Source organism: Synechococcus sp. YX-04-1 (genome assembly GCF_030546365.1).
In the GTDB taxonomy this organism is placed as follows: Bacteria; Cyanobacteriota; Cyanobacteriia; order PCC-6307; family Cyanobiaceae; genus Parasynechococcus.
This window is the reverse complement of sequence record NZ_JAUONZ010000003.1, coordinates 147,556-165,059: the sequence shown is the minus strand read 5'-3', so window position 1 is coordinate 165,059 and position 17,504 is coordinate 147,556. Positions and strand designations below refer to the sequence as shown.

Below are 17,504 nucleotides of genomic sequence, written 5' to 3'. Positions count from 1 at the left end.
GGTCTTAAAAGATTTAGCCCAGGCCCACCAGGTCCATGGACAGCTCCCACACCCGCCGAGCTGTTTCTGGATCAGTGGCCTTGTCGGACAGTTCCTGGCTGAACTGCTCACCATCCTTCTTCTGGCGGTTGCCCCAACTCCAGTGCACCCCGGATTCGGCGAAGTCGGGATTGGCCACCACATCAGCCACCCGTTCTCCGGCCAAGGCCTGGGAGACATAGCCGCCGGTGATGTTTTTCTGGAACCAGGGGAAGATCGTTTGGAAGGCCTTGGGGGTGTTGCGGAACAACGGGGTATCCGCCACACAGCCGGGGTAGAGCGAGGTGAAGGTGATCCCTGTATCCCCGTGCAGACGGCGATGCAGCTCCTGAGTGGTGATCATGTTGCAGAGCTTGCTGTCTTTGTAGGCCTTGCCGGGCTTGAACGGCTTGCCACTCGCCATGGCGATGGGATCTTTGAACCCAGCCTCAAACCCAGAGAGGTCCCCCAGATCTGCCGGTGCAGGGATCGGAATCTTGCCCCCCAGCTCCTTGGAGTTCGCCGTCACGGTGCCCAGGATCACCACCCGCCTGGAGGGATGGCTGGAGCTCTGGAGCCGACCTAAGAGCAGCTGCACCAGAAGGAAATGGCCGAAGTGGTTGGTAGCCATCGAGATCTCGTAGCCCTGGGGCGAACGCTCCGGCTGCTTGAGCTTCGGCTTGTACACGGCTGCATTGCAGACCACGGCATCCAATCGCTCGGGCAAGGCATCCACCGCCCGGCGCACACTGTCGAGATCACCCAGATCCATCAACACGTGCTTGAGCCGGTCTTTGGGGAGATCGAGCTCATCCGCGGCAGCCGCGGCACGCTGCGGGCTGCGGTTCGCCGTGATCACCGTCCAGCCCCGCTTGACCAAAGCGCAGGTGGCATTCAGGCCCACACCGGAGGTGGTGCCGGTGATCAGAACGGTGCCGGGCGTGGACATCAAGACAGGGCCAGGAAGGCTGTCAGTCTGCCGGTCAGTACTGAATCTCAACGTCGCTGGTCACGAATCTCAGCGCCAGACCACTCGCAAACGATTGGGAGCGATCCACTGATCCTGCTCGCTGATCAGGCGCTTCTCTCCACCGATGCTGAACAGACGATCGAACCGTTGTTGCAGCGTTTCCAACTTGGCCGACTCAATCGACACGACCGCCGCAATTTCACTGTGGCGATCCATTCGTTCCTGATAGGCCACCGACAGGCGAATCAAGCTCACGCAGCCCAACAGAACAAGTCCAGCCTTGGCGGCCAAGGCGAGAAGGCTGCACTGCAGCTCCTGTTGGTCGGTCTGCCGCTGAATCGCCGCAGCCATGCTGGCTGCGTCCGTGCGGGGAGCTGATCTTCGAACCTGACTGGCGGTCACCGCATCAGCACGTACATCCGCTTGTAACGCAATCCGTTCGCAGTGCCAAGACCAGCTCTAGGCCCGTTGATCTGGGCGCCCGTTGAAATCAGGCTTCGTAGAGGCTGATGGAGAGACGCAGGGCCAGAACAGCGGCATGGGCAGCGACGACGAGGGCGATGAACACCTCGGGTGCAGACAGAACGGTTTCCATGGGAGCCATGCATCAAACGGTCCCATTCTTCTCCGAGGGAGGGGCTGCAGGCCATCATTCGCAAAGGCCTGTCACACCAGCCCATGGATCCGGTTCTGATCGATGCCCCTGCCATCCGCGCCTTGGATCTGCGGCCGCTGGAGATCTGGAGCCATCAGCCGCTGGATGCACTGCTCAGCCAAGGGCCGGTGCTGGAGCTTCGTTTCGACTGGCCCCGGGCGCAGGATGACCCGCGGGAACTGCCGGAATGCCCCGAGCCTCGCCTCTGGGCCCTGCGGGCCGATGCACGCTTCCCCTGGCTGCCGCTGTTGCTTGAACGCGACAACGGCAGCCTGATTCGCCATGTCGCCCTGGTGGTGCCCCACAGTTTCAGCCGCAGCGAAGGCCTGCGTTTTGACCCGGAAGCCTTGGAGCTCTGGGTGACGCATCGACTGATGCTGCTCGACGATCTCTGCCAGCGGGAGCTCGGACGCCCGATGCGGGGCAACCTCTCCCAGATGGCCGCGGCGCTGGGTTATGAGCTCGATGCGGGTTTTTGGGGCCTGCTGACCTGACCCTCTAGCTCAGCCAGAGCTGCAGGGCCCGCCTGGAGCTGTCGATCGCCAGGATGATGGCGAGCCCCCGCAGACAACGCACCAGAAGAGCCGCATCAAATTGATCGAGACGACTGGCGGTCCATTGTGCAGCGATCGCTGCCACAGCCCCCAGAAGCAAGCCCATCAGAGGCACCCCTCGTCCTTCATGCAGGAACTGCAGGGATGCTGCGCTGGCTGAACAGAGCACCGCCACCGTGCTGAGCCGCACGGCCTGATGAATCGGCACAGACATCGGACCGCTCATCAGGGGCACCATCACCAGCCCCCCACCCAGGCCCAGCATCCCAGCGGTCCAGCCGGCGATACAGCCCACTCCAGCCAATTGCGGTGCGCTGCTGTCATCGACGTCTTGAGTGGCATCCGCCTCGGGCCGTTCGCGAACGCAGAACGCCAGCACGATGTACATCAGCGTCTGCATCGCCAACAGAATCCAGCCCGCCGCCAAACCGGCCAAACCACCGAACAGCAGTGCCGAACCAAAAGCGGCCAAACCGATGGCGAGTCCAGGTCGGGTCGGCACCCGCCCCTGGCGCAGGTGAGTGATGGTGCCCGCCAAAGCTGTAGGCACAATGGCGAAACTGCTGGTGGCCAGAGCCTGATGGGGCGGGAGATCAAGCCAAAGCAGGAGCGGGGCAAAGATCAAGCCACCGCCAATCCCCAACAGCCCGGCCAAGCCCCCCGCCAGCAGGCCCAGGGCGATCAAGATCGGCACATCCCACCAGGGCACCATGGCGTGCGATCGATGCTTCCCTCCAGCATGCCCGCAACCGGGCGTCTGCTCCCCACCCAGCAAGCGGATGGACACACCCAGATGGCGTTGGATGCCTGGCTTCTGAGACGAAGCAACGGTCCGGCGCTGCGTTTTTACCGCTGGGATGGGCCCTGGCTCTCGCTTGGACGCCATCAACGCCACTGGCCTGAGCACTGGAATGATCTCGCCCACCGCGGCCGCATCAGCCTGGTGCGACGCCCCAGCGGAGGCCGGGCAGTGCTCCATGCCGGCGGGCTCACCTATGCCTTGATCTGGCCGGATGCACCACGGCAACGCCAGGAGGCCTACCGGCAGGCCTGTCAGTGGTTGATCGATGGCTTCAAGGATCTCGGGCTAGCGCTGCACTTCGGTTCTGACCCCGCTGGTGCCGAGGCCAACAACTGTTTCGCCACGGCAACGGTGGCCGACCTGGTGGATTCGAGCGGCGTCAAACGGGTCGGCAGCGCCCAGCGCTGGCAGAGCGGTCGCCTGCTTCAACACGGCGAAATCCTGCTGGATCCCCCTGCCGAGCTCTGGGAAGAGGTGTTTGAGGAAGAGGCACCAGCGGGAGCACCGGCCCAGATCAGCCGACTGGCGCTGGATCAGCAGCTGCGCCAGAGCCTGGTTCAGTCCTGGAGCCATTGCCCGTGGCAGATGCAACCCCTGGAGGCCGACGAAGTTCAGGACTTGGAAAGAGAGCTGGCGTCCTGGTCGGAGCTTTGATCCCTCATCGTCTGCACCATCTGAGGAAGCATCGCCAAACCCAAGGGATAGCCATTGCGCTTGCGCGCCTCGTCGAGAATCGCGGGGGGCAGGGTCACACCGAGACGCTTCAGCACCGCATCTCCCACATCCATGCGATCAAGGGTGCCGCAGGGAAGCCCAGCAATACTCATCACCAAAAGGCGTCCCTGGGAGGCCGCCTCCAGGGCCGGCACCGCTTCCACCATTGGGGCCGCACTGGTGATGGACGGCAGTTCAGTGAGGGGCCGCAGATGATCCTCGAGGCGCTGTTGGTCCCATTGCTGCACTGGCAGCAGTTTCAGGGGCTGATCGTCAATCCAACCCACCCAACGGCCGCTCTTGCAGACGAGCACCCAATCGACAGGACCCTCACCCTCGCTGGCCGTAAGCCGCAGCTGGCTAAGGCGCCGCAAGGTCTGATCAGCCTCCAGCACGCGGAAGCGTTTGCCTGCCGCAGCCTCCACCTTCAACTCCCGCAGCACGGTCTGCAACTGCAGCATCTGGGTCTGACTGCGGTTGGCACTCAGGCCGAACCAACCGATCAACATCAGCAGGAGGCCGTTAAGCCCCCAGCCCTGCCAAAGCAGGACACCGCCCAACACGATCATCAGCATCGACAACGCCCGTCCGGACGCCGATGCCACCTGAACGCCCTTCTGCTGGCTGCCGCTCACCTGCCAGACCAGGGCCTTGAGAATCAGCCCACCATCCAGCGGTAGACCAGGCAACAGATTGAACAGACCCAGCATCAAGTTGAGCAAACCCACCTGGCTCAACAACTGCGTGGCCAAGGGCTGGGTGTCGGACAGCGCTGCAGCCCCCACCAGCATCCCGAAAGCCAACATCAAACTGACGATCGGGCCAGCAGCTGCAATGCGCAAATTGCCCATGGCGGTAGGGCATTCCTTCTCCACCCGCGCGATACCGCCCAGATGAAACAGGGTGATACTCAGCACCTTCACCCCTTCCCGCAGGGCCATAAGGGCATGGCCCAACTCATGCAGCAGCACGGAGCTGAACAACAGCAAGGTGGTCAGCAATCCCAGCCCCCAACTCACCGTGACCGAGGCCGTGGTCGCATAGCGGGATTGGAACAATGTGGTGAAGATCGCCACAGCAAACAACCAGCTGGGCTGGAGCCGCAGGGGGATTCCGCCAATTTTGAGCACCTGCCAGCCCTCTCCCACCGCCAATCCCGTCGTGTGCCGCTACTGCGGACTGTCATCCACGATCCTAGGGAGAGCAATCGATGCGGCCCTTGCGTGATCCCCGCCCCACTCCAGACCTGAAGATCTGTGGGATCACCGACCCCGAGCAGGCCCATGCCATTGCACAAATGGGCGTGCAGGCGATTGGCGTGATCGGCGTTCCTGCCACCCCACGCTTTGTGGAACCACCCCAGCGCAGGTCCTTGTTCCAGCTGCTGGAGGAGCAGCATCCCCAACTGCATCGCGTTTGGGTGGTGGCCGACCCCGACGATGCCGCCCTCGAGGAAGCGCTCAACGGTGCAGGACAGCCCTCCGTGGTGCAGCTGCACGGCAGCGAGTCAGAAGAACGCTGCCAACGCTTGAAACAGCGTTACCCCCGGCAGCAGTGGTGGAAAGCTTTACGGGTGCGCGAACCCGAAGACCTCGAGCAGCTTGAGCAGTACGCGCCCAATGTGGATGCCCTGCTCCTCGACGCCTGGAGCGCTGATCAATTGGGCGGCACAGGGCACAGGATCCCTCTTGATTGGCTCGGTGAGACCCAGTTATCGGTGCCTTGGTGGCTGGCGGGGGGAGTAAGTGCGGAATGGGTTCCGGAACTGCTTAGCCGCGTCACGCCACAAGGGCTCGATGCCTCCAGTCGGCTGGAGGAACGTCCGGGATGGAAAAACCTCGACAAGGTCCAAGCCCTTGTCGAGGCAGTGAAACGAGGTTGAGTTGAGGCTGATCAGGTGCTGAGCAGCGCTTCCTGCTGACGCACCAGCTCAAAGAACTCCTGCTTGAGGCTGGGGTCGTGGCGGAAATCACCGCGCACCACGGAGTTCACCATGCTGGTTTGGGGCTCCTTCACGCCACGCCACTTCATGCAGTAGTGCTGCGCCTTGATGATGATGCCGAGACCCTGAGGCTCACAGAGCTTCTCGATTTCGTCGGCAAGGATCATCACAGCCTCTTCCTGGATGTGGGGGCGGGAGAAGACCCAGTCAGCCACACGGGTGAATTTGGAGAGGCCAATCACCCTGGCACCAGGCTTGATCCCAATCCAGCAGTTGCCCATGATCGGCACCAGGTGGTGTGAACAGGCGGAACGCACCGTGATCGGTCCAACGGTGTAGATCTCATCCAGCTGCTTCACATTGGGGAAGCTGGCCACCTTGGGTTGCTGGTGGTAGCGCCCTTTGAACACCTCCTGCAGATACATCTTGGCGACCCGCTCCGCCGTCTCATGGGTGTTGTGGTCGTTATCGATATCGATCACCAGGCTGCGCAACAGATCGCGGACCTTGTCAGCGACCTCAACCTGAAGCTGATCCAGTTCACCGGGATTGAGGTGATCAGCAATGTTGTCGTTGGCCAGGAAGGAAACGCCAGATTCGATTAAACGTTCACGAATTCGGGCTGAAACCTGGGGATTCAGGAGCTTTTTAGCATTGCCGTTGCCGTTGGCGACGCCGTTGGAAACGAAAGGGACTGTGGAGGTCATGGTGTTCGTTCAGAAGGCGCCGGCGGCCGGCATAAGGGTGAGGTCTTCGATCAACTGGTTGCTGGGTTGCATCGCCAGATTCGCCAGTGTTTCTGCCGCCTGATCGACAGAGAGCATGGCACGACGATCGAAATCGCTTTGTACGGTTTCCGCGTCCCACAGTGGTGTGTTCACGGCTCCAAGAGTGAGGGTGCAGGCACGAATGCCGTTGGCCCGTTCCTCTTCTGCAAGGCAGCGGGTGAAGCTGGCCAAGGCAGCTTTACTGACGCAATACGCACCCCATTGAGGGAAGGCATTGCGAGCGGCGTGACTGCTGATGTTGATCACCAGTCCGCCGTTCTTGCGCATGGCGGGAACGGCAGCAGAACAAACCTGCATCACGCTGGTGACATTCAGCTGTAGCAGCCATTGCCAATGCTCAAGCGGCATGGCCAGAAGGTCGCCGGTGTAAGCAGCGCCAGCGTTGTTGATCAACACTGAAGGGGTCTCACCCTGCTGCAACAAGCCAGCCATCGCAGCTGCGATGGCATCTGATTGGGTCAGGTCGATGGCGGCATAGGCCACAGAAACACCTTGTGAGCTGAGCTGAGCACTCAGCCGCTCCAGTTGATCAGCGCTACGGGCCGTGAGAAGCAGGTCCCAGCCCTGGTGAGCAAGAAGCTCAGCAGTCCGGCGACCTATGCCTCGGCTCGCACCCGTGATTAGAGCCGTTGGCAAAAACCGTTAGCAAACCACAACACCTTAAGCCGCTTTCTCCACATCCTGTGACGTTTTTTCGAGGAACCGCCCCATCGCTCTGAATTTGGAGTAACGGGCCTCCCGCAGTTGTTGTTCCGAAAGGCTCAGCAATTCATCGAGATGACGCTCGATCGCCGCCCGCAGAATTTCTCCGGCCTCCAGTGGTGCCCAGTTGTTACCACCGGAGGGCTCCTCGAGCACCTCATCCACCACCCCAAGCTCCAGCAGGTCCCGACCGGTGATCCGCAAGGCTGCCGCCGCATCAGGCGCCTTGGCCGCATCACGCCAAAGGATGGAGGCACAGGCCTCTGGGCTGGCCACCGTGTAGACGCTGTGCTCGAACATCATCAAGCGATCGGCCACCCCGATGCCTAAGGCACCGCCGGATCCGCCTTCACCGATCACAGTGGCGATCACCGGAACGCGCAAGCGAAACATTTCCCGCAAGTTGACCGCAATAGCTTCACCCTGGCCCTGCTCCTCGGCCTCGAGCCCGGCATAAGCACCCGGAGTATCGATGAAGGTGAGGATTGGTAGGCGGAAGCGATCGGCATGGTCCATCAACCGCATGGCTTTGCGGTATCCACCCGGAGCAGCCATCCCGAAGTTACGAGCGACGTTTTCCTTGGTATCGCGGCCTTTCTGATGGCCGATCAACATCACCGGACGATTGCCCACCCGTCCGACACCGCCAATCAGGGCCTGATCGTCATTACCGCGACGATCGCCATGTAGTTCGACCCAGTCGTCGCAGAACATCTGGATGAAATCCAGCGTGCTCGGACGGTGCGGGTGACGGGCGACCTGAATTTTCTGAGCGGGGGTCAGCCCCTGAAAGATCTCCTGACGCCGTCGGGCTGCAAGGCTTTCCAGCTGCTGCAGCTGCTGCGAGACGTCAACTTCAGAATCCCGGGCCAGCTGGCGGATTTGCTCAATCTGCTGCTCCAGCTCGACCAGCGGTTTTTCGAACTCAAGCAGGGGGCGACGGGGCATGGCTCTGGCTCTCCGGAGGTCAGGCGGCAGTGGCCTGCAGGTTGGGATGGAGGTTCAAGGTGCTGAACCCATGACGGACCGATGCCGCACCAATGAAATCCATCTTCTCGAGGGTGATGTTGTTGCGCCCCCAGCTGAAGTTGGTGTGGCAGCGCTCGAACTCGAGCAGCATCGCTTCAGCGAAGCAGGCAAACATCTGACGCTGGGGCCGCTCCATCTCGGCGATGGCCATCATCGACCATCCGATGTCTCGGCAGAACTCAACAATTCCACCTTTGAGAACGTGGATGCCACCACCAGCGACCTTGGAATTGAGATTCTTGGGATAGCCCCCATCAATCATCAAACAGGGCTTCTTCAAGCTGTTGTGGTCGATCTCAAGGGTGCGGGGCATGCTCGCCACCCAGACGACCACATCTGCCTCGGGCAAGGCTTGATCGAGCGGCAGGATCCGTCCACCTCCCAGTTCTTGCTGAAGATCAAGCAGAGGCTGCTGCTGACGTGCCACCAGCAACAGCTCTGCGACCCCAGTACGCGCTTGCAGCCAACGACAGACGGCAGAGCCGATATCACCAGTCGCACCAACGACGGCCACCTTGGCCTTGCTCAGATCGATGCCAAGGGTTGGAGCGTTGTTCTCCACTTGGCGGCAGATCACCCAGGCCGTATGGGTGTTGCCGGTGGTGAACCGTTGCCAATCCAGGGTGGTGCTCCGCACAGTCTGGTGCTGAAGCAGGTTGAAATTCTCGAAAATAATCGAGGTAAAACCACCCAAAGCAGTGATGTTGATGCCCTTCTTTTGGGCCAGTTCCATCGCATTGAGCACCTTGCGCCGAGCCGTTTTGAAGCGGCTCAGCATCTCAGGCACGAAGCAGGAGTCGATGTAGGCACCCTCAATCGTCGTGCCCACCGGACTGGTGACTTCCACGTGCTCAACGAGCTGTGGAGGTGCGCTGCACCACACATCCAAATCACCGTCGGCGATGTGATCGAACCCGAGTTCCATTGCCTTGCGGCGAGCAGCCTCAAAACTCGTTGAATGTCCGATCAGACCAAACATGTCTTACCGCTGACGTCTCAAAGAACACCTCGAATCACCATGCTCCCATGGCAAGCGGTATCGACGGCAACGTGCCTGTCGATGAACCGGCGTTGAATCAAGCCCTGGAGCGGGTCAAACGGCCAGAGCTGCCGCTGCCATGCGGGCGATGTCGCGAGAGGTGAAGCCGATCTCACCCAAAGCTTCCTGGTAAGCGATCAGGAAATCTTCGATCAGGTCTTCCTTTTCCATGTGCAGGACGGCGGCATCAGCAGCAACGTCTTCCAACATTGAACGGATCAGAGGAAGGTTGGCTTTGTTGGCCTCGAACAGCTCATCTTTACTGGCCTCGAAGTTGGCCTTGAGCCATTCCTGGCCGTAATTGAGGTGGGTGTACTCGTCCTTCACCACACCCTCAGTGATTTTGCGGGCGAAGGGATCTGCAACAGGGATATAGATGTGATAGGCCGAAATAGCGAATGCTTCGATCAGGAGGGCCTGAATCAGCAGGCAGGTGACCACCTTGCCCTCCTTGAGAGCGGCCTGGAAATTGCCGTGCAGTGGTTCGAAGAACTTCTTGGCGAAGGGCAGATCGGCTTCAACCCCGAGGTTGCGACCACAGGAGGTGAAGCCCTTCATGTGCTTCATTTCCATCCGCGCCAGACGCTTGAGCTCCTCGGCCTGCTCAGGGATCAGCGTGCCCAAGGAGATGTAGTTGTCGTGAGCTTCCTGTTCGCCCTCGATCACGATGGCGTTGATCCGGCTGTAAGCGTCTTTGTAGGCAGCGGTTGTGAAATCGGGAAGTGCGTCCTGGCCCTCCAGCACGGGTGCTTCAGGTGCATTGAGGGTCGTCATAGGACGCTGTCCACCACGTTTAGTGGGACCGACAATAACCAGTGCCCCACGAGTTGGGGACACATGCGTCCAAGGTTCAGGACCTGGGGGAGCTTTGGGAGGGTTTGGGGAGCAGGCTTTGGGTGGGGGGCCAGTGACTGGCCAAAAGGGCCTGAAAACGTGCCTGCCAGTGGTTCACCAGCCGTCCTTCCAAGCGATTGCCCAAATCCACCGAGGCCTGGCTCGCATCTCCGATCACGCCCGTTGCACTGAGGTCGTCGGTGAGCCAAGCGCAGGGCGCCGCCCCTTCGAGGCTCCACCCCTCCGGCGGTTCCTGATCTGAACCCGGTATTGGACGTCCATCCACGGGGCGGGCCGATCCAACCAGTTCTGGGGCCATCTTCAGCATCAAGCTGGTTTCGGCTTGGCCGGCATGGAGACCGTGGAGCAACTCCTGATCGGACAGCAGGTCAGCCAACCCTTCAACCCCACTCCAGAGGAAGCAAGGCAGAACGGCCAGCGACGGGCAGCGAGCGCGCAGCTGTCGGGCCGCCACCTGAAGCAAACCGATCTGGCCGCCATGGGCGTTGAACAGAACAAGGCGCTGCACCCCCATCGCCGCCAACTGCGAGCCCACCTGTTCGACGAGCTCCAGAAGCAGAGAAGCCGAAATGCTGAGGGTTCCGGGGAAGTTCTGGTGCTCAGGCGAAAAGCCGATGGCCTGACACGGCAGTCGCCAAATCGGCAGAGCTGGATCAAGCCCAGACAGGACCAAATCGAGGATGCCGTCGGCAAAAACAGCGTCCGTCGACAGGGGCAGCTGAGGACCGTGTTGCTCAAAGGCTCCAAACGGCCAAATCACCGTTGCACCAGGCCGAGAGGCGGCTTTGCTGGCCTCGGGCCAGGTCAGCTGATCAAATCGCTTGCGAAGCTGATCCATGGAGTTGAACAGGCAAGGAGCTGCTGATCCCAGCCCAGCCTGTCAAAATGGGCGATCGACAAGCCCAATGGTCCATGCCCGCAGCCGGCAGTCCGCAGCCCAACCGCCCCAAGGCACCCAAGCCGGCAGCGACGAAACCGCTGCAGGTGATGCAGATCAACCGCCGCGAAGAGCAGGAAAAGCTGGCTCTCGAAGCGGCTGAAGCACGGGCAGCAGCAGAGGCTGCGGCGGAAAAGGCACGCATCCTTGAGGAACGGGCGGGTCTTGCCACCCCTCCGCGACCGGTCCAGCAGGCACCCTCCTCGTCTCCAGGAACGGATGACGACGCGCTGTTCGACATGGGCGGCATGGAAGGCATGACCATGGCAGACCTGATGGGTGCGCCGGATCAGAAACCCAAGAAGGAGCAGCGCAACCAACCGCGCAGCGTGGATGACTTTGATTTCGATGAAGAAGCTTTCCTCGCCGCCCTGGACGAGAACGCTCCGGTTGGCACCACCGGTGAGGTGATCAAGGGCACGGTGATCGGCATCGAAAACGATGGGGTGTATGTGGATATCGGCGGCAAAGCCCCCGGTTACATGCCCAAGAGCGAATCAGGCCTTGGTGTTGTGACCAACTTCCGAGAACGCTTCCCCAAGGGCCTGGAGGTTGAAGTTCTGGTGACCCGTGAGCAGAACGCTGATGGGATGGTCACGATCAGCTGTCGCGCCCTGGAGCTGCGCAAAAGCTGGGACCGGGTCAAGGAGATGGAGAAACAGGGGAAAGTGGTTCAAGTCATCGTCAATGGATTCAACCGCGGCGGTGTCACCTGCGATCTCGAAGGGCTGCGGGGCTTCATTCCCCGCTCTCAACTCCAAAACGGTGAAAATCACCAGGAGTTGGTGGGCAAGACCCTGGGCGTGGCCTTCATCGAGGTCAATTCGGAGACGCGCAAGCTGGTGCTGTCCGAAAAACGAGCCGCCGTCGCCGAACGCTTCCAGGATCTGGAAGTGGGCCAACTGGTGGAGGGCCAAGTTGCTGCTGTGAAGCCCTACGGCCTGTTCATCGACCTCGGTGGCATCAGCGGACTGCTGCACCAATCAGCCATTACAAATGGCAGCCTGCGCTCAATCCGTGAGGTGTTCGATCAGGGCGACCGCGTGTCGGCCCTGATCACAGAACTGGACCCTGGCCGTGGACGCATTGGTCTCAACACAGCCCTTCTCGAAGGCCCCCCCGGAGAGCTGCTGATCGAAAAAGACAAAGTGATGGCTGAAGCTGCCGATCGCGCCAGCCGCGCCCAGAACATGCTGAAGCAGCAGGAGCAATCCGCCGGATGAGCACTGCTGCCCTGACAGCCGCTGAAGACTGGGAACTCGACTTCTACTCCCGACCAATTCTTGAGGCCGATGGCCGCAAGCGTTGGGAACTGCTGATCACCTCCACCCCCGCCGCAAGCGGCGATGCAGGGCCATTTCGCTTCGCCAAGGTGTGTCCCTCTGGAGAGGTGAATTCGCTTTGGTTGAGCCAAGCCCTGGCAGAAGCCAAGGAGGCATCCGCCAGCGGAGGCTGGGGTTCTCCCGTCCGTTTGCGCTGCTGGCGCAGTTCGATGCGCACCATGGTGCAGCGCGCCGCAGCCGAACAAGACCTCGAGGTGATTCCCAGTCGCCGCACCTTCGCGCTGCTCGATTGGCTTCAACAGCGCGAGAGGGAGGTCTACCCCGAGGAAGAGGGATTCATGGCGGGCCCATTGGCACCGCCGCCGGCGCCCGTCCCAACCCCTCCGGTGCCCCTGCCGGAAGAAGTTCAAGGAGACGCCTGGAGCTGGGCCGCCCTGCCGGCAAGCCTGCTGCTGGAGGCATCGGAATGGCCGATGAGTTTCAGCGGGCTGCTGCCGGTGCCCGATGGCATCGACCCCGAGGCCTCTGTGCCGGGTCTGCGCCTATTCAGCCAGAGCCGCTCGCTCGCCATGGCTGGCTGGTTGGGGGGGCTGGAGCCCGTGCGGATGATCGTTGAAGACCGCCAGCTGGTTCTGGAGGCTGGTCAGGACGACCGCTGGCTGGTGAGCGACCTAGAACCGGGCGTCGCCGCTGAAATTGCCGAAGCCCTGGCGACCTCGCAACAGCAGGTGCGCGGCCTCCAATTCATCGCCATCCAAGCCAGCCCCGAAGAACAGACCTTCGGCGGCTTCTGGATGCTGCGAGACATCCCGATGGCCTGATTGCAGGGCTGATGAAAGACGGGCCGTTTGATCGACCAGACAGCCGCTTCAACACGTTGAAGGGCTGGACCTGGATCGGTTGTTACGGGGGCTATTACCTCCAGAGCGATCTTCTCCATGAACAGGGTTTCGAGCACGGCTTCTTCACCCGGCTTTGGCACGGCCGCGGGCCCGATCAACTAGCGGGATACATCAGCGCTGGCATCAGCGTCCACCGGCCCCAGCAGATCCACAGTGGAATCGTTCTGAACGGCAGCGACGCCCGTCAGGATCCCTGGCCTGAGGCCGATGGACTGGTGAGTGATCGTGGGGGGCAAAGCCTCTGGGTGTGCGGCGCCGACTGCACGCCTGTTCTGATCGCAGATCCCGGCACCGGGCATGCCGCGGCCTGTCATGCCGGTTGGCGTGGGGTGGCAGCTGGAATCCTGATCACGGCCCTGGATCGGTTGGTGGAGCGGGGTGCCCGGCGGGAGGATCTGGTTGTTGCCCTGGGTCCGGCCGTCAGCGGCCCTTGTTACCAAGTGGGCGACGAGGTGGTGGAGGCCGTCAGCGACGCGATCCCCGGCGAGGCTGCCTTATCCAAGACCGGGGCCCTGGTGCCCGATAAGCAGCCGGGGCGGCATCGCCTGGATATCCGAACCGCAGCCAGATTGCAGCTCCAGGGTGCGGGAATTCCTGGCGAACGGATCGCCCACTGCCCGCTCTGCACCGTCGGTGAACCCGAGCTGTTCCACTCCTGGCGACGGGATCAGGTGAAAGCCGTGCAGTGGAGCGGCATCGTGGCGCAAGCCCCAACCTGAGCCAGTCCAATCACGACTTACGGACAAGAGCAGACGATTGCTCAATACAGAGCCAAGCTGAAAAAATCTTTTGAGCTTTCCCGATGTTCCAATCGATCCTTCGCCTGGGATTGGTCAGTGCAGTGTCACTTACTCCCCTACTCACCTTTACAACCGCTGCTGATGCCAAGCCCGCAGTGATGTCGGAAACCATCCGTGTAGGCGAGGTGAAAGCCGCCCAGGACGGTTGGTGTGATGCCCTCATCAACATCAGCAAAACCCATGCTGAGGGAGGTTTGGCCAAATCCAAACCCCTGGCCGCCGAAGTGATCGATGCGGCTTACGGCTACCAGTTTGGTCCTGTGGCCTTCAAGCCCACCTGGGCGACAGGCGACCTGACGTTCCGCGATACCCGCGCTGGTGCTGTGTCGTATTTCGTTGGAGGCGATCCCACTTTTGACGATCCCGGCTTTGCCATCGGGACGCCCGGTGCCAAGCGCAGCCCCTGGGTGAAATGTGAGCCCGAGATTTTCGTGATCCAAAGCTTCGGCAACACCGCCAATGCGATGGGCTGGGTGCATATTGAGGCGGCCGATGGCACCACCAGCAAGGTCGACAAGACCTTTGGCTATGTGCGAGATGACGCAGGTGCCCTGCGCATCGTTGTTCATCACTCCTCGACCCCGTTTGCCGGGTATTGATCGCGGAGGGGGGGGCGAGGTCAATGGGACGATCGGCTAGTTCTCAGGATTTGCATAGCCAAGGCTTCAGCAGCCCGAATGCCATCGATTCCGGCCGACAGGATGCCGCCGGCGTAGCCCGCCCCTTCACCGGCCGGCACCAGTCCCTTCACATTGAGCGATTCCAAAGCCTCATCCCTGGGAATCCGCACAGGCGATGACGTGCGGGTTTCCACGCCAGTGAGCACCGCATCGGCGTGGTCGTAGCCCTTCAACTTGCGGGCAAAGGCCGGCAACGCTTCGCGCAAGGCCTCAATGATGGGGGCTGGAAGCAGCTCAGCCAGGTCGGCGGGATGCACACCCGGTTGATAGGACGCTGCAATGGCTCCGAGCCGGGTTGACGGCCGAGAGGCCAGGAAATCCTCCAGTCGCTGCGCCGGTGCGGCATAGCTGCTGCCCCCCAAGCGAAAGGCGCGCTCCTCCAGATGCCGTTGCAGGCCAATGCCCGCCAACGGATCCCCGGGAAAGCGTTCAAACGGAGCCAGGTCATCGGCGTCCAGGGCCACAACCAACCCGCTGTTGGCGTTGCGCTCGTTGCGGGAATGCTGGCTCATGCCATTGGTCACCACCCGGCCTTCTTCCGACGTTGCCCCCACCACAAATCCACCAGGACACATGCAGAAGCTGTAGACGCAGCGGCCGTTCTCGGCATGGTGCACCAGCTTGTACTCGGCTGCCCCGAGACGCGGATGGCCAGCCGCCTCCCCCCAGCGGGCTGCATCAATCAGATGCTGCGGATGCTCAATTCGTACGCCCACGGAAAACGGTTTGCGCTGCAGCTGCACACCGATCTCCTGCAGCATTTCAAAGCAGTCTCGTGCGGAATGACCGGGAGCCAGCACCAGATGGCGACAGGGAATCTCCGTTCCATCGGCCAGAACCACTCCATCGAGTTGATGTGGCTTCTCACCGCTGCTGTCGCTGAGCTGAAGGCGTGTCACGCGACTGTTGAAACGCACCTCACCTCCCAAGGCTTCAATCCGAGCCCGCAAGCCGCGGACAACCGTGGCGAGCTTGAACGTGCCGATGTGGGGGCGATGCAGCGTGAGGATCTCCTCGCTGGCACCACAGGCCACCAGTTCCTCCAGCACCTTGTGGCCGTAGTGCTCGGGATCGCTGACCTGGCTGTAAAGCTTGCCGTCAGAAAACGTTCCCGCTCCACCCTCACCGAATTGGGCATTCGATTCCGGGTTGAAAGGGCTGTTGCCCCGCCAGAAGCCGAAGGTGTCAGCTGTGCGTTGCTTGACGGCCTGACCCCGTTCCAGCAACAGCGGGTGAAAGCCCATCTGCGCCAACAGCAACGCAGCGAAATAACCGCAGGGGCCTGCCCCCACCACCACAGGCCGATCGCCCGCGTCCAAGGGGAAGCCATCCGGCGCCTGGCCCACGGGCCGGTAGCGGGTGTCTGGGGCCGGACGCACCCGAGCTTTGTTGCCGATGCGCCGCAACAGGGCGGCTTCACCCTTCACCTGCACATCCACGCTGTAAATCAGCTGGATCCGGTCGCTGCGCCGCGCATCAACACTGCGCTTCACCAGGGTCTGACCCAAAAGACGATCGGCGGGAATCCGCAAACGTTTGAGCACCGCTTCCTGCAGCGCTTCCTCCCCATGGTCGAGGGGCAGCTTCAGTTCACTAAGGCGCAGCATCTCGAGGTTGTGTCCCCAGACCTCATTCGATCAGACTGGCCATGGCCTGACCTGATGGTGCCTGACCAGCACGAAAGCGGGAATCACTGGCAACGGCTTTCAGACGGAGACGCTCCCCGCGTCGACGCTGATCAAAGGCCTGGCAAATCGGGACGGCTTCCTGCTGATCGGGGTCCAACCACCCCATCGCATCGACGCCCCCGTCAGCAGACAGCGGCAAGGGGGCTGCATCGGCAAGGGCCAACAGCCGCGCCGTATCAAACCCCGCACCCGCGAGCAACGATGGAGCCTTGCCTGTGTGCTGCTTGAAATCCTGTTGAAATTCAGCCCAGGCCACACCACGGGCTGGGTGCTGAAGCCCAAGCTGCTGCCAAGGCACCGCGGGCGCATCCTGCAGACCTTCCGCCTCAGTGAGCCAAATCCAGTTTGGCGTCAGCGGCGCACCACCGCCGAAGCGCCCTTGCTGTTGCTCAGCCCGCAGCTCTTGGGAGAGAAGGCCGTCTGGAGCATCGGCGACCACAACGGTGGGCACCCAAGACCAGGCCATGTCGTCCTTGAACCGTTGCAGACGCCCGTTGTTGCTGGGATCCACCCGCTGGACAGGCTGCGCTTCGTAGCTCTCAACAATGCCGCCAGCGGCCTTGAACAGCTCCACAAAAGTATTTGAGCTGGTGGATTCGAGGGCAGAAGGGTCCTCCACCACCATTGCTCGTCCCCAGCCGGCCTCCATCGCCGCCGCCACCATCGCCTTCAGATCCTCCTGACGGGAGGGAACAAGCGGCCAGAGCCGTTCACGGCCTTCCAGCCCGCGCAGGGTGTCCAGCGACTGGCCACGCTGATAGGGGAGCAGCACGGTGAGGTCCCGCTCGTCAGCCAAGGCGGCAAAGGCCCGCAGATCTGCAGACGGGGGAGCCACCAGAAGCTTGAGATCACTGGATGGCATCAACTGCGGATCGGGCCCATCGCCGGAGTTGGTCCCATGCCAAGCAACCTGCGGGAAGGGCTCACCACAGGCCTCCACCGAAGCCTGGCCCAGACGAAAGCCCTGGAGAAAGTTGTGCCGCAATTCAGCATCGCGGTGCCCCATCGGCAGCAGCACCGCAAACCTTGGGCGACTAACCCCACTGGCAACGATTGACTGGCAGCCGATCAGCGTGGCTGCCACAACACACCACGACAGCCAAGGCCAACGTCGCCACTCAGGCTTCGACATGGAATCGGAGGGAA

At 61.7% G+C, this 17,504-nt stretch carries 20 protein-coding genes; 7 read left to right on the top strand and 13 right to left on the bottom strand.

The window, feature by feature from the left end; translation table 11 throughout:
* Nucleotides 1-13: 13 nt before the first annotated feature.
* The 3 genes from Q3Y53_RS07010 to psaM form a co-directional block, all read right to left on the bottom strand.
* Nucleotides 14-967, bottom strand: a complete 954-nt coding sequence (locus Q3Y53_RS07010) for a protochlorophyllide reductase (protein WP_226426098.1) — start codon at nt 965-967, stop codon at nt 14-16.
* A gap of 69 nt (nt 968-1,036) precedes the next feature.
* On the bottom strand, nt 1,037-1,339 hold the full coding sequence (locus Q3Y53_RS07005; RefSeq protein ID WP_255599746.1) for a hypothetical protein: 303 nt from the start codon (nt 1,337-1,339) through the stop codon (nt 1,037-1,039).
* A gap of 139 nt (nt 1,340-1,478) precedes the next feature.
* Entirely contained in the window at nt 1,479-1,583 is a 105-nt protein-coding gene (gene psaM, locus Q3Y53_RS07000) for a photosystem I reaction center subunit XII (protein ID WP_025362433.1), read from the bottom strand.
* An 83-nt stretch (nt 1,584-1,666) separates the two neighbouring features.
* Here psaM and Q3Y53_RS06995 point away from each other — a divergent pair, with 83 nt between their 5' ends.
* The gene (locus Q3Y53_RS06995; protein WP_303534490.1) at nt 1,667-2,137 is read left to right on the top strand and encodes a CRR6 family NdhI maturation factor; all 471 of its coding nucleotides are present in this window, start codon (nt 1,667-1,669) and stop codon (nt 2,135-2,137) included.
* A 4-nt stretch (nt 2,138-2,141) separates the two neighbouring features.
* Here Q3Y53_RS06995 and Q3Y53_RS06990 read toward each other — a convergent pair whose 3' ends face one another.
* On the bottom strand, nt 2,142-2,909 hold the full coding sequence (locus Q3Y53_RS06990) for a sulfite exporter TauE/SafE family protein (protein WP_303534487.1): 768 nt from the start codon (nt 2,907-2,909) through the stop codon (nt 2,142-2,144).
* Nucleotides 2,910-2,936: 27 nt separating this feature from the next.
* Here Q3Y53_RS06990 and Q3Y53_RS06985 point away from each other — a divergent pair, with 27 nt between their 5' ends.
* A complete protein-coding gene (locus tag Q3Y53_RS06985) occupies nt 2,937-3,653 on the top strand; it encodes a lipoate--protein ligase family protein (RefSeq protein WP_303534485.1) in 717 nt (238 codons plus the stop codon).
* Here Q3Y53_RS06985 and Q3Y53_RS06980 read toward each other — a convergent pair.
* Entirely contained in the window at nt 3,611-4,861 is a 1,251-nt protein-coding gene (locus Q3Y53_RS06980; protein ID WP_303534483.1) for a site-2 protease family protein, read from the bottom strand. The genes Q3Y53_RS06985 and Q3Y53_RS06980 overlap by 43 nt on opposite strands.
* A 62-nt stretch (nt 4,862-4,923) precedes the next feature.
* On the opposite strand from Q3Y53_RS06980, the gene Q3Y53_RS06975 reads away from it, so the two are divergent.
* Nucleotides 4,924-5,595, top strand: a complete 672-nt coding sequence (locus Q3Y53_RS06975; RefSeq protein WP_303534481.1) for a phosphoribosylanthranilate isomerase — start codon at nt 4,924-4,926, stop codon at nt 5,593-5,595.
* Nucleotides 5,596-5,606: 11 nt separating this feature from the next.
* Here Q3Y53_RS06975 and folE read toward each other — a convergent pair whose 3' ends face one another.
* From folE to Q3Y53_RS06945, 6 genes are all read right to left on the bottom strand, one after another.
* Complete coding sequence (folE, locus tag Q3Y53_RS06970) at nt 5,607-6,362, bottom strand: GTP cyclohydrolase I (protein ID WP_303534478.1); 756 nt, start codon at nt 6,360-6,362, stop codon at nt 5,607-5,609.
* Nucleotides 6,363-6,371: 9 nt separating this feature from the next.
* On the bottom strand, nt 6,372-7,079 hold the full coding sequence (locus tag Q3Y53_RS06965; protein WP_303534475.1) for an SDR family oxidoreductase: 708 nt from the start codon (nt 7,077-7,079) through the stop codon (nt 6,372-6,374).
* Nucleotides 7,080-7,103: 24 nt separating this feature from the next.
* Nucleotides 7,104-8,093, bottom strand: coding sequence for an acetyl-CoA carboxylase carboxyltransferase subunit alpha (locus tag Q3Y53_RS06960; protein ID WP_226426106.1), 990 nt, complete (start codon nt 8,091-8,093; stop codon nt 7,104-7,106).
* A 19-nt stretch (nt 8,094-8,112) separates the two neighbouring features.
* Nucleotides 8,113-9,153 carry a long-chain acyl-[acyl-carrier-protein] reductase gene (locus tag Q3Y53_RS06955; protein WP_226426107.1) on the bottom strand — a complete coding sequence of 347 codons (1,041 nt, stop codon included), beginning with the start codon at nt 9,151-9,153 and terminating at the stop codon, nt 8,113-8,115.
* Between the two features lie 114 nt (nt 9,154-9,267).
* Nucleotides 9,268-9,987 (bottom strand): aldehyde oxygenase (deformylating), encoded by a 720-nt coding sequence (locus Q3Y53_RS06950; protein WP_186494792.1) that lies wholly within the window; start codon nt 9,985-9,987, stop codon nt 9,268-9,270.
* 76 nt (nt 9,988-10,063) lie between these two features.
* The gene (locus Q3Y53_RS06945; protein ID WP_303534469.1) at nt 10,064-10,906 is read right to left on the bottom strand and encodes a creatininase family protein; all 843 of its coding nucleotides are present in this window, start codon (nt 10,904-10,906) and stop codon (nt 10,064-10,066) included.
* Between the two features lie 74 nt (nt 10,907-10,980).
* Between Q3Y53_RS06945 and Q3Y53_RS06940 the strand changes: the two genes are divergently transcribed.
* The 4 genes from Q3Y53_RS06940 (at nt 10,981) to Q3Y53_RS06925 (ending at nt 14,589) form a co-directional block, all read left to right on the top strand.
* The gene (locus Q3Y53_RS06940) at nt 10,981-12,228 is read left to right on the top strand and encodes a S1 RNA-binding domain-containing protein (RefSeq protein WP_303534804.1); all 1,248 of its coding nucleotides are present in this window, start codon (nt 10,981-10,983) and stop codon (nt 12,226-12,228) included.
* On the top strand, nt 12,225-13,109 hold the full coding sequence (locus Q3Y53_RS06935; RefSeq protein WP_226426018.1) for a Tab2/Atab2 family RNA-binding protein: 885 nt from the start codon (nt 12,225-12,227) through the stop codon (nt 13,107-13,109). The genes Q3Y53_RS06940 and Q3Y53_RS06935 overlap by 4 nt, the downstream gene beginning before the upstream one ends.
* Before the next feature lie 11 nt (nt 13,110-13,120).
* Nucleotides 13,121-13,909, top strand: a complete 789-nt coding sequence (gene pgeF, locus Q3Y53_RS06930; RefSeq protein ID WP_303534462.1) for a peptidoglycan editing factor PgeF — start codon at nt 13,121-13,123, stop codon at nt 13,907-13,909.
* Nucleotides 13,910-13,992: 83 nt separating this feature from the next.
* Nucleotides 13,993-14,589, top strand: a complete 597-nt coding sequence (locus tag Q3Y53_RS06925) for a hypothetical protein (protein WP_303534459.1) — start codon at nt 13,993-13,995, stop codon at nt 14,587-14,589.
* A 20-nt stretch (nt 14,590-14,609) separates the two neighbouring features.
* On the opposite strand, the gene Q3Y53_RS06920 is transcribed toward Q3Y53_RS06925, so the two are convergent.
* Both Q3Y53_RS06920 and Q3Y53_RS06915 read right to left on the bottom strand, forming a co-directional pair.
* Nucleotides 14,610-16,277, bottom strand: coding sequence for an NAD(P)/FAD-dependent oxidoreductase (locus Q3Y53_RS06920; protein WP_303534456.1), 1,668 nt, complete (start codon nt 16,275-16,277; stop codon nt 14,610-14,612).
* 22 nt (nt 16,278-16,299) lie between these two features.
* Entirely contained in the window at nt 16,300-17,490 is a 1,191-nt protein-coding gene (locus Q3Y53_RS06915; RefSeq protein WP_303534453.1) for an amino acid ABC transporter substrate-binding protein, read from the bottom strand.
* Nucleotides 17,491-17,504 lie beyond the last annotated feature (14 nt).

Coding starts and splice junctions, on each gene's coding strand:
- Q3Y53_RS07010 (WP_226426098.1), bottom strand. CDS start 967: ATGTCCACGCCCGGCACCGTTCTGATCACCGGCACCACCTCCGGTGTG.
- Q3Y53_RS07005 (WP_255599746.1), bottom strand. CDS start 1,339: ATGGCTGCGGCGATTCAGCGGCAGACCGACCAACAGGAGCTGCAGTGC.
- psaM (WP_025362433.1), bottom strand. CDS start 1,583: ATGGAAACCGTTCTGTCTGCACCCGAGGTGTTCATCGCCCTCGTCGTC.
- Q3Y53_RS06995 (WP_303534490.1), top strand. CDS start 1,667: ATGGATCCGGTTCTGATCGATGCCCCTGCCATCCGCGCCTTGGATCTG.
- Q3Y53_RS06990 (WP_303534487.1), bottom strand. CDS start 2,909: ATGGTGCCCTGGTGGGATGTGCCGATCTTGATCGCCCTGGGCCTGCTG.
- Q3Y53_RS06985 (WP_303534485.1), top strand. CDS start 2,937: ATGCCCGCAACCGGGCGTCTGCTCCCCACCCAGCAAGCGGATGGACAC.
- Q3Y53_RS06975 (WP_303534481.1), top strand. CDS start 4,924: ATGCGGCCCTTGCGTGATCCCCGCCCCACTCCAGACCTGAAGATCTGT.
- folE (WP_303534478.1), bottom strand. CDS start 6,362: ATGACCTCCACAGTCCCTTTCGTTTCCAACGGCGTCGCCAACGGCAAC.
- Q3Y53_RS06960 (WP_226426106.1), bottom strand. CDS start 8,093: ATGCCCCGTCGCCCCCTGCTTGAGTTCGAAAAACCGCTGGTCGAGCTG.
- Q3Y53_RS06955 (WP_226426107.1), bottom strand. CDS start 9,153: ATGTTTGGTCTGATCGGACATTCAACGAGTTTTGAGGCTGCTCGCCGC.
- Q3Y53_RS06950 (WP_186494792.1), bottom strand. CDS start 9,987: ATGACGACCCTCAATGCACCTGAAGCACCCGTGCTGGAGGGCCAGGAC.
- Q3Y53_RS06945 (WP_303534469.1), bottom strand. CDS start 10,906: ATGGATCAGCTTCGCAAGCGATTTGATCAGCTGACCTGGCCCGAGGCC.
- Q3Y53_RS06940 (WP_303534804.1), top strand. CDS start 10,981: ATGCCCGCAGCCGGCAGTCCGCAGCCCAACCGCCCCAAGGCACCCAAG.
- Q3Y53_RS06935 (WP_226426018.1), top strand. CDS start 12,225: ATGAGCACTGCTGCCCTGACAGCCGCTGAAGACTGGGAACTCGACTTC.
- pgeF (WP_303534462.1), top strand. CDS start 13,121: ATGAAAGACGGGCCGTTTGATCGACCAGACAGCCGCTTCAACACGTTG.
- Q3Y53_RS06925 (WP_303534459.1), top strand. CDS start 13,993: ATGTTCCAATCGATCCTTCGCCTGGGATTGGTCAGTGCAGTGTCACTT.
- Q3Y53_RS06920 (WP_303534456.1), bottom strand. CDS start 16,277: ATGCTGCGCCTTAGTGAACTGAAGCTGCCCCTCGACCATGGGGAGGAA.
- Q3Y53_RS06915 (WP_303534453.1), bottom strand. CDS start 17,490: ATGTCGAAGCCTGAGTGGCGACGTTGGCCTTGGCTGTCGTGGTGTGTT.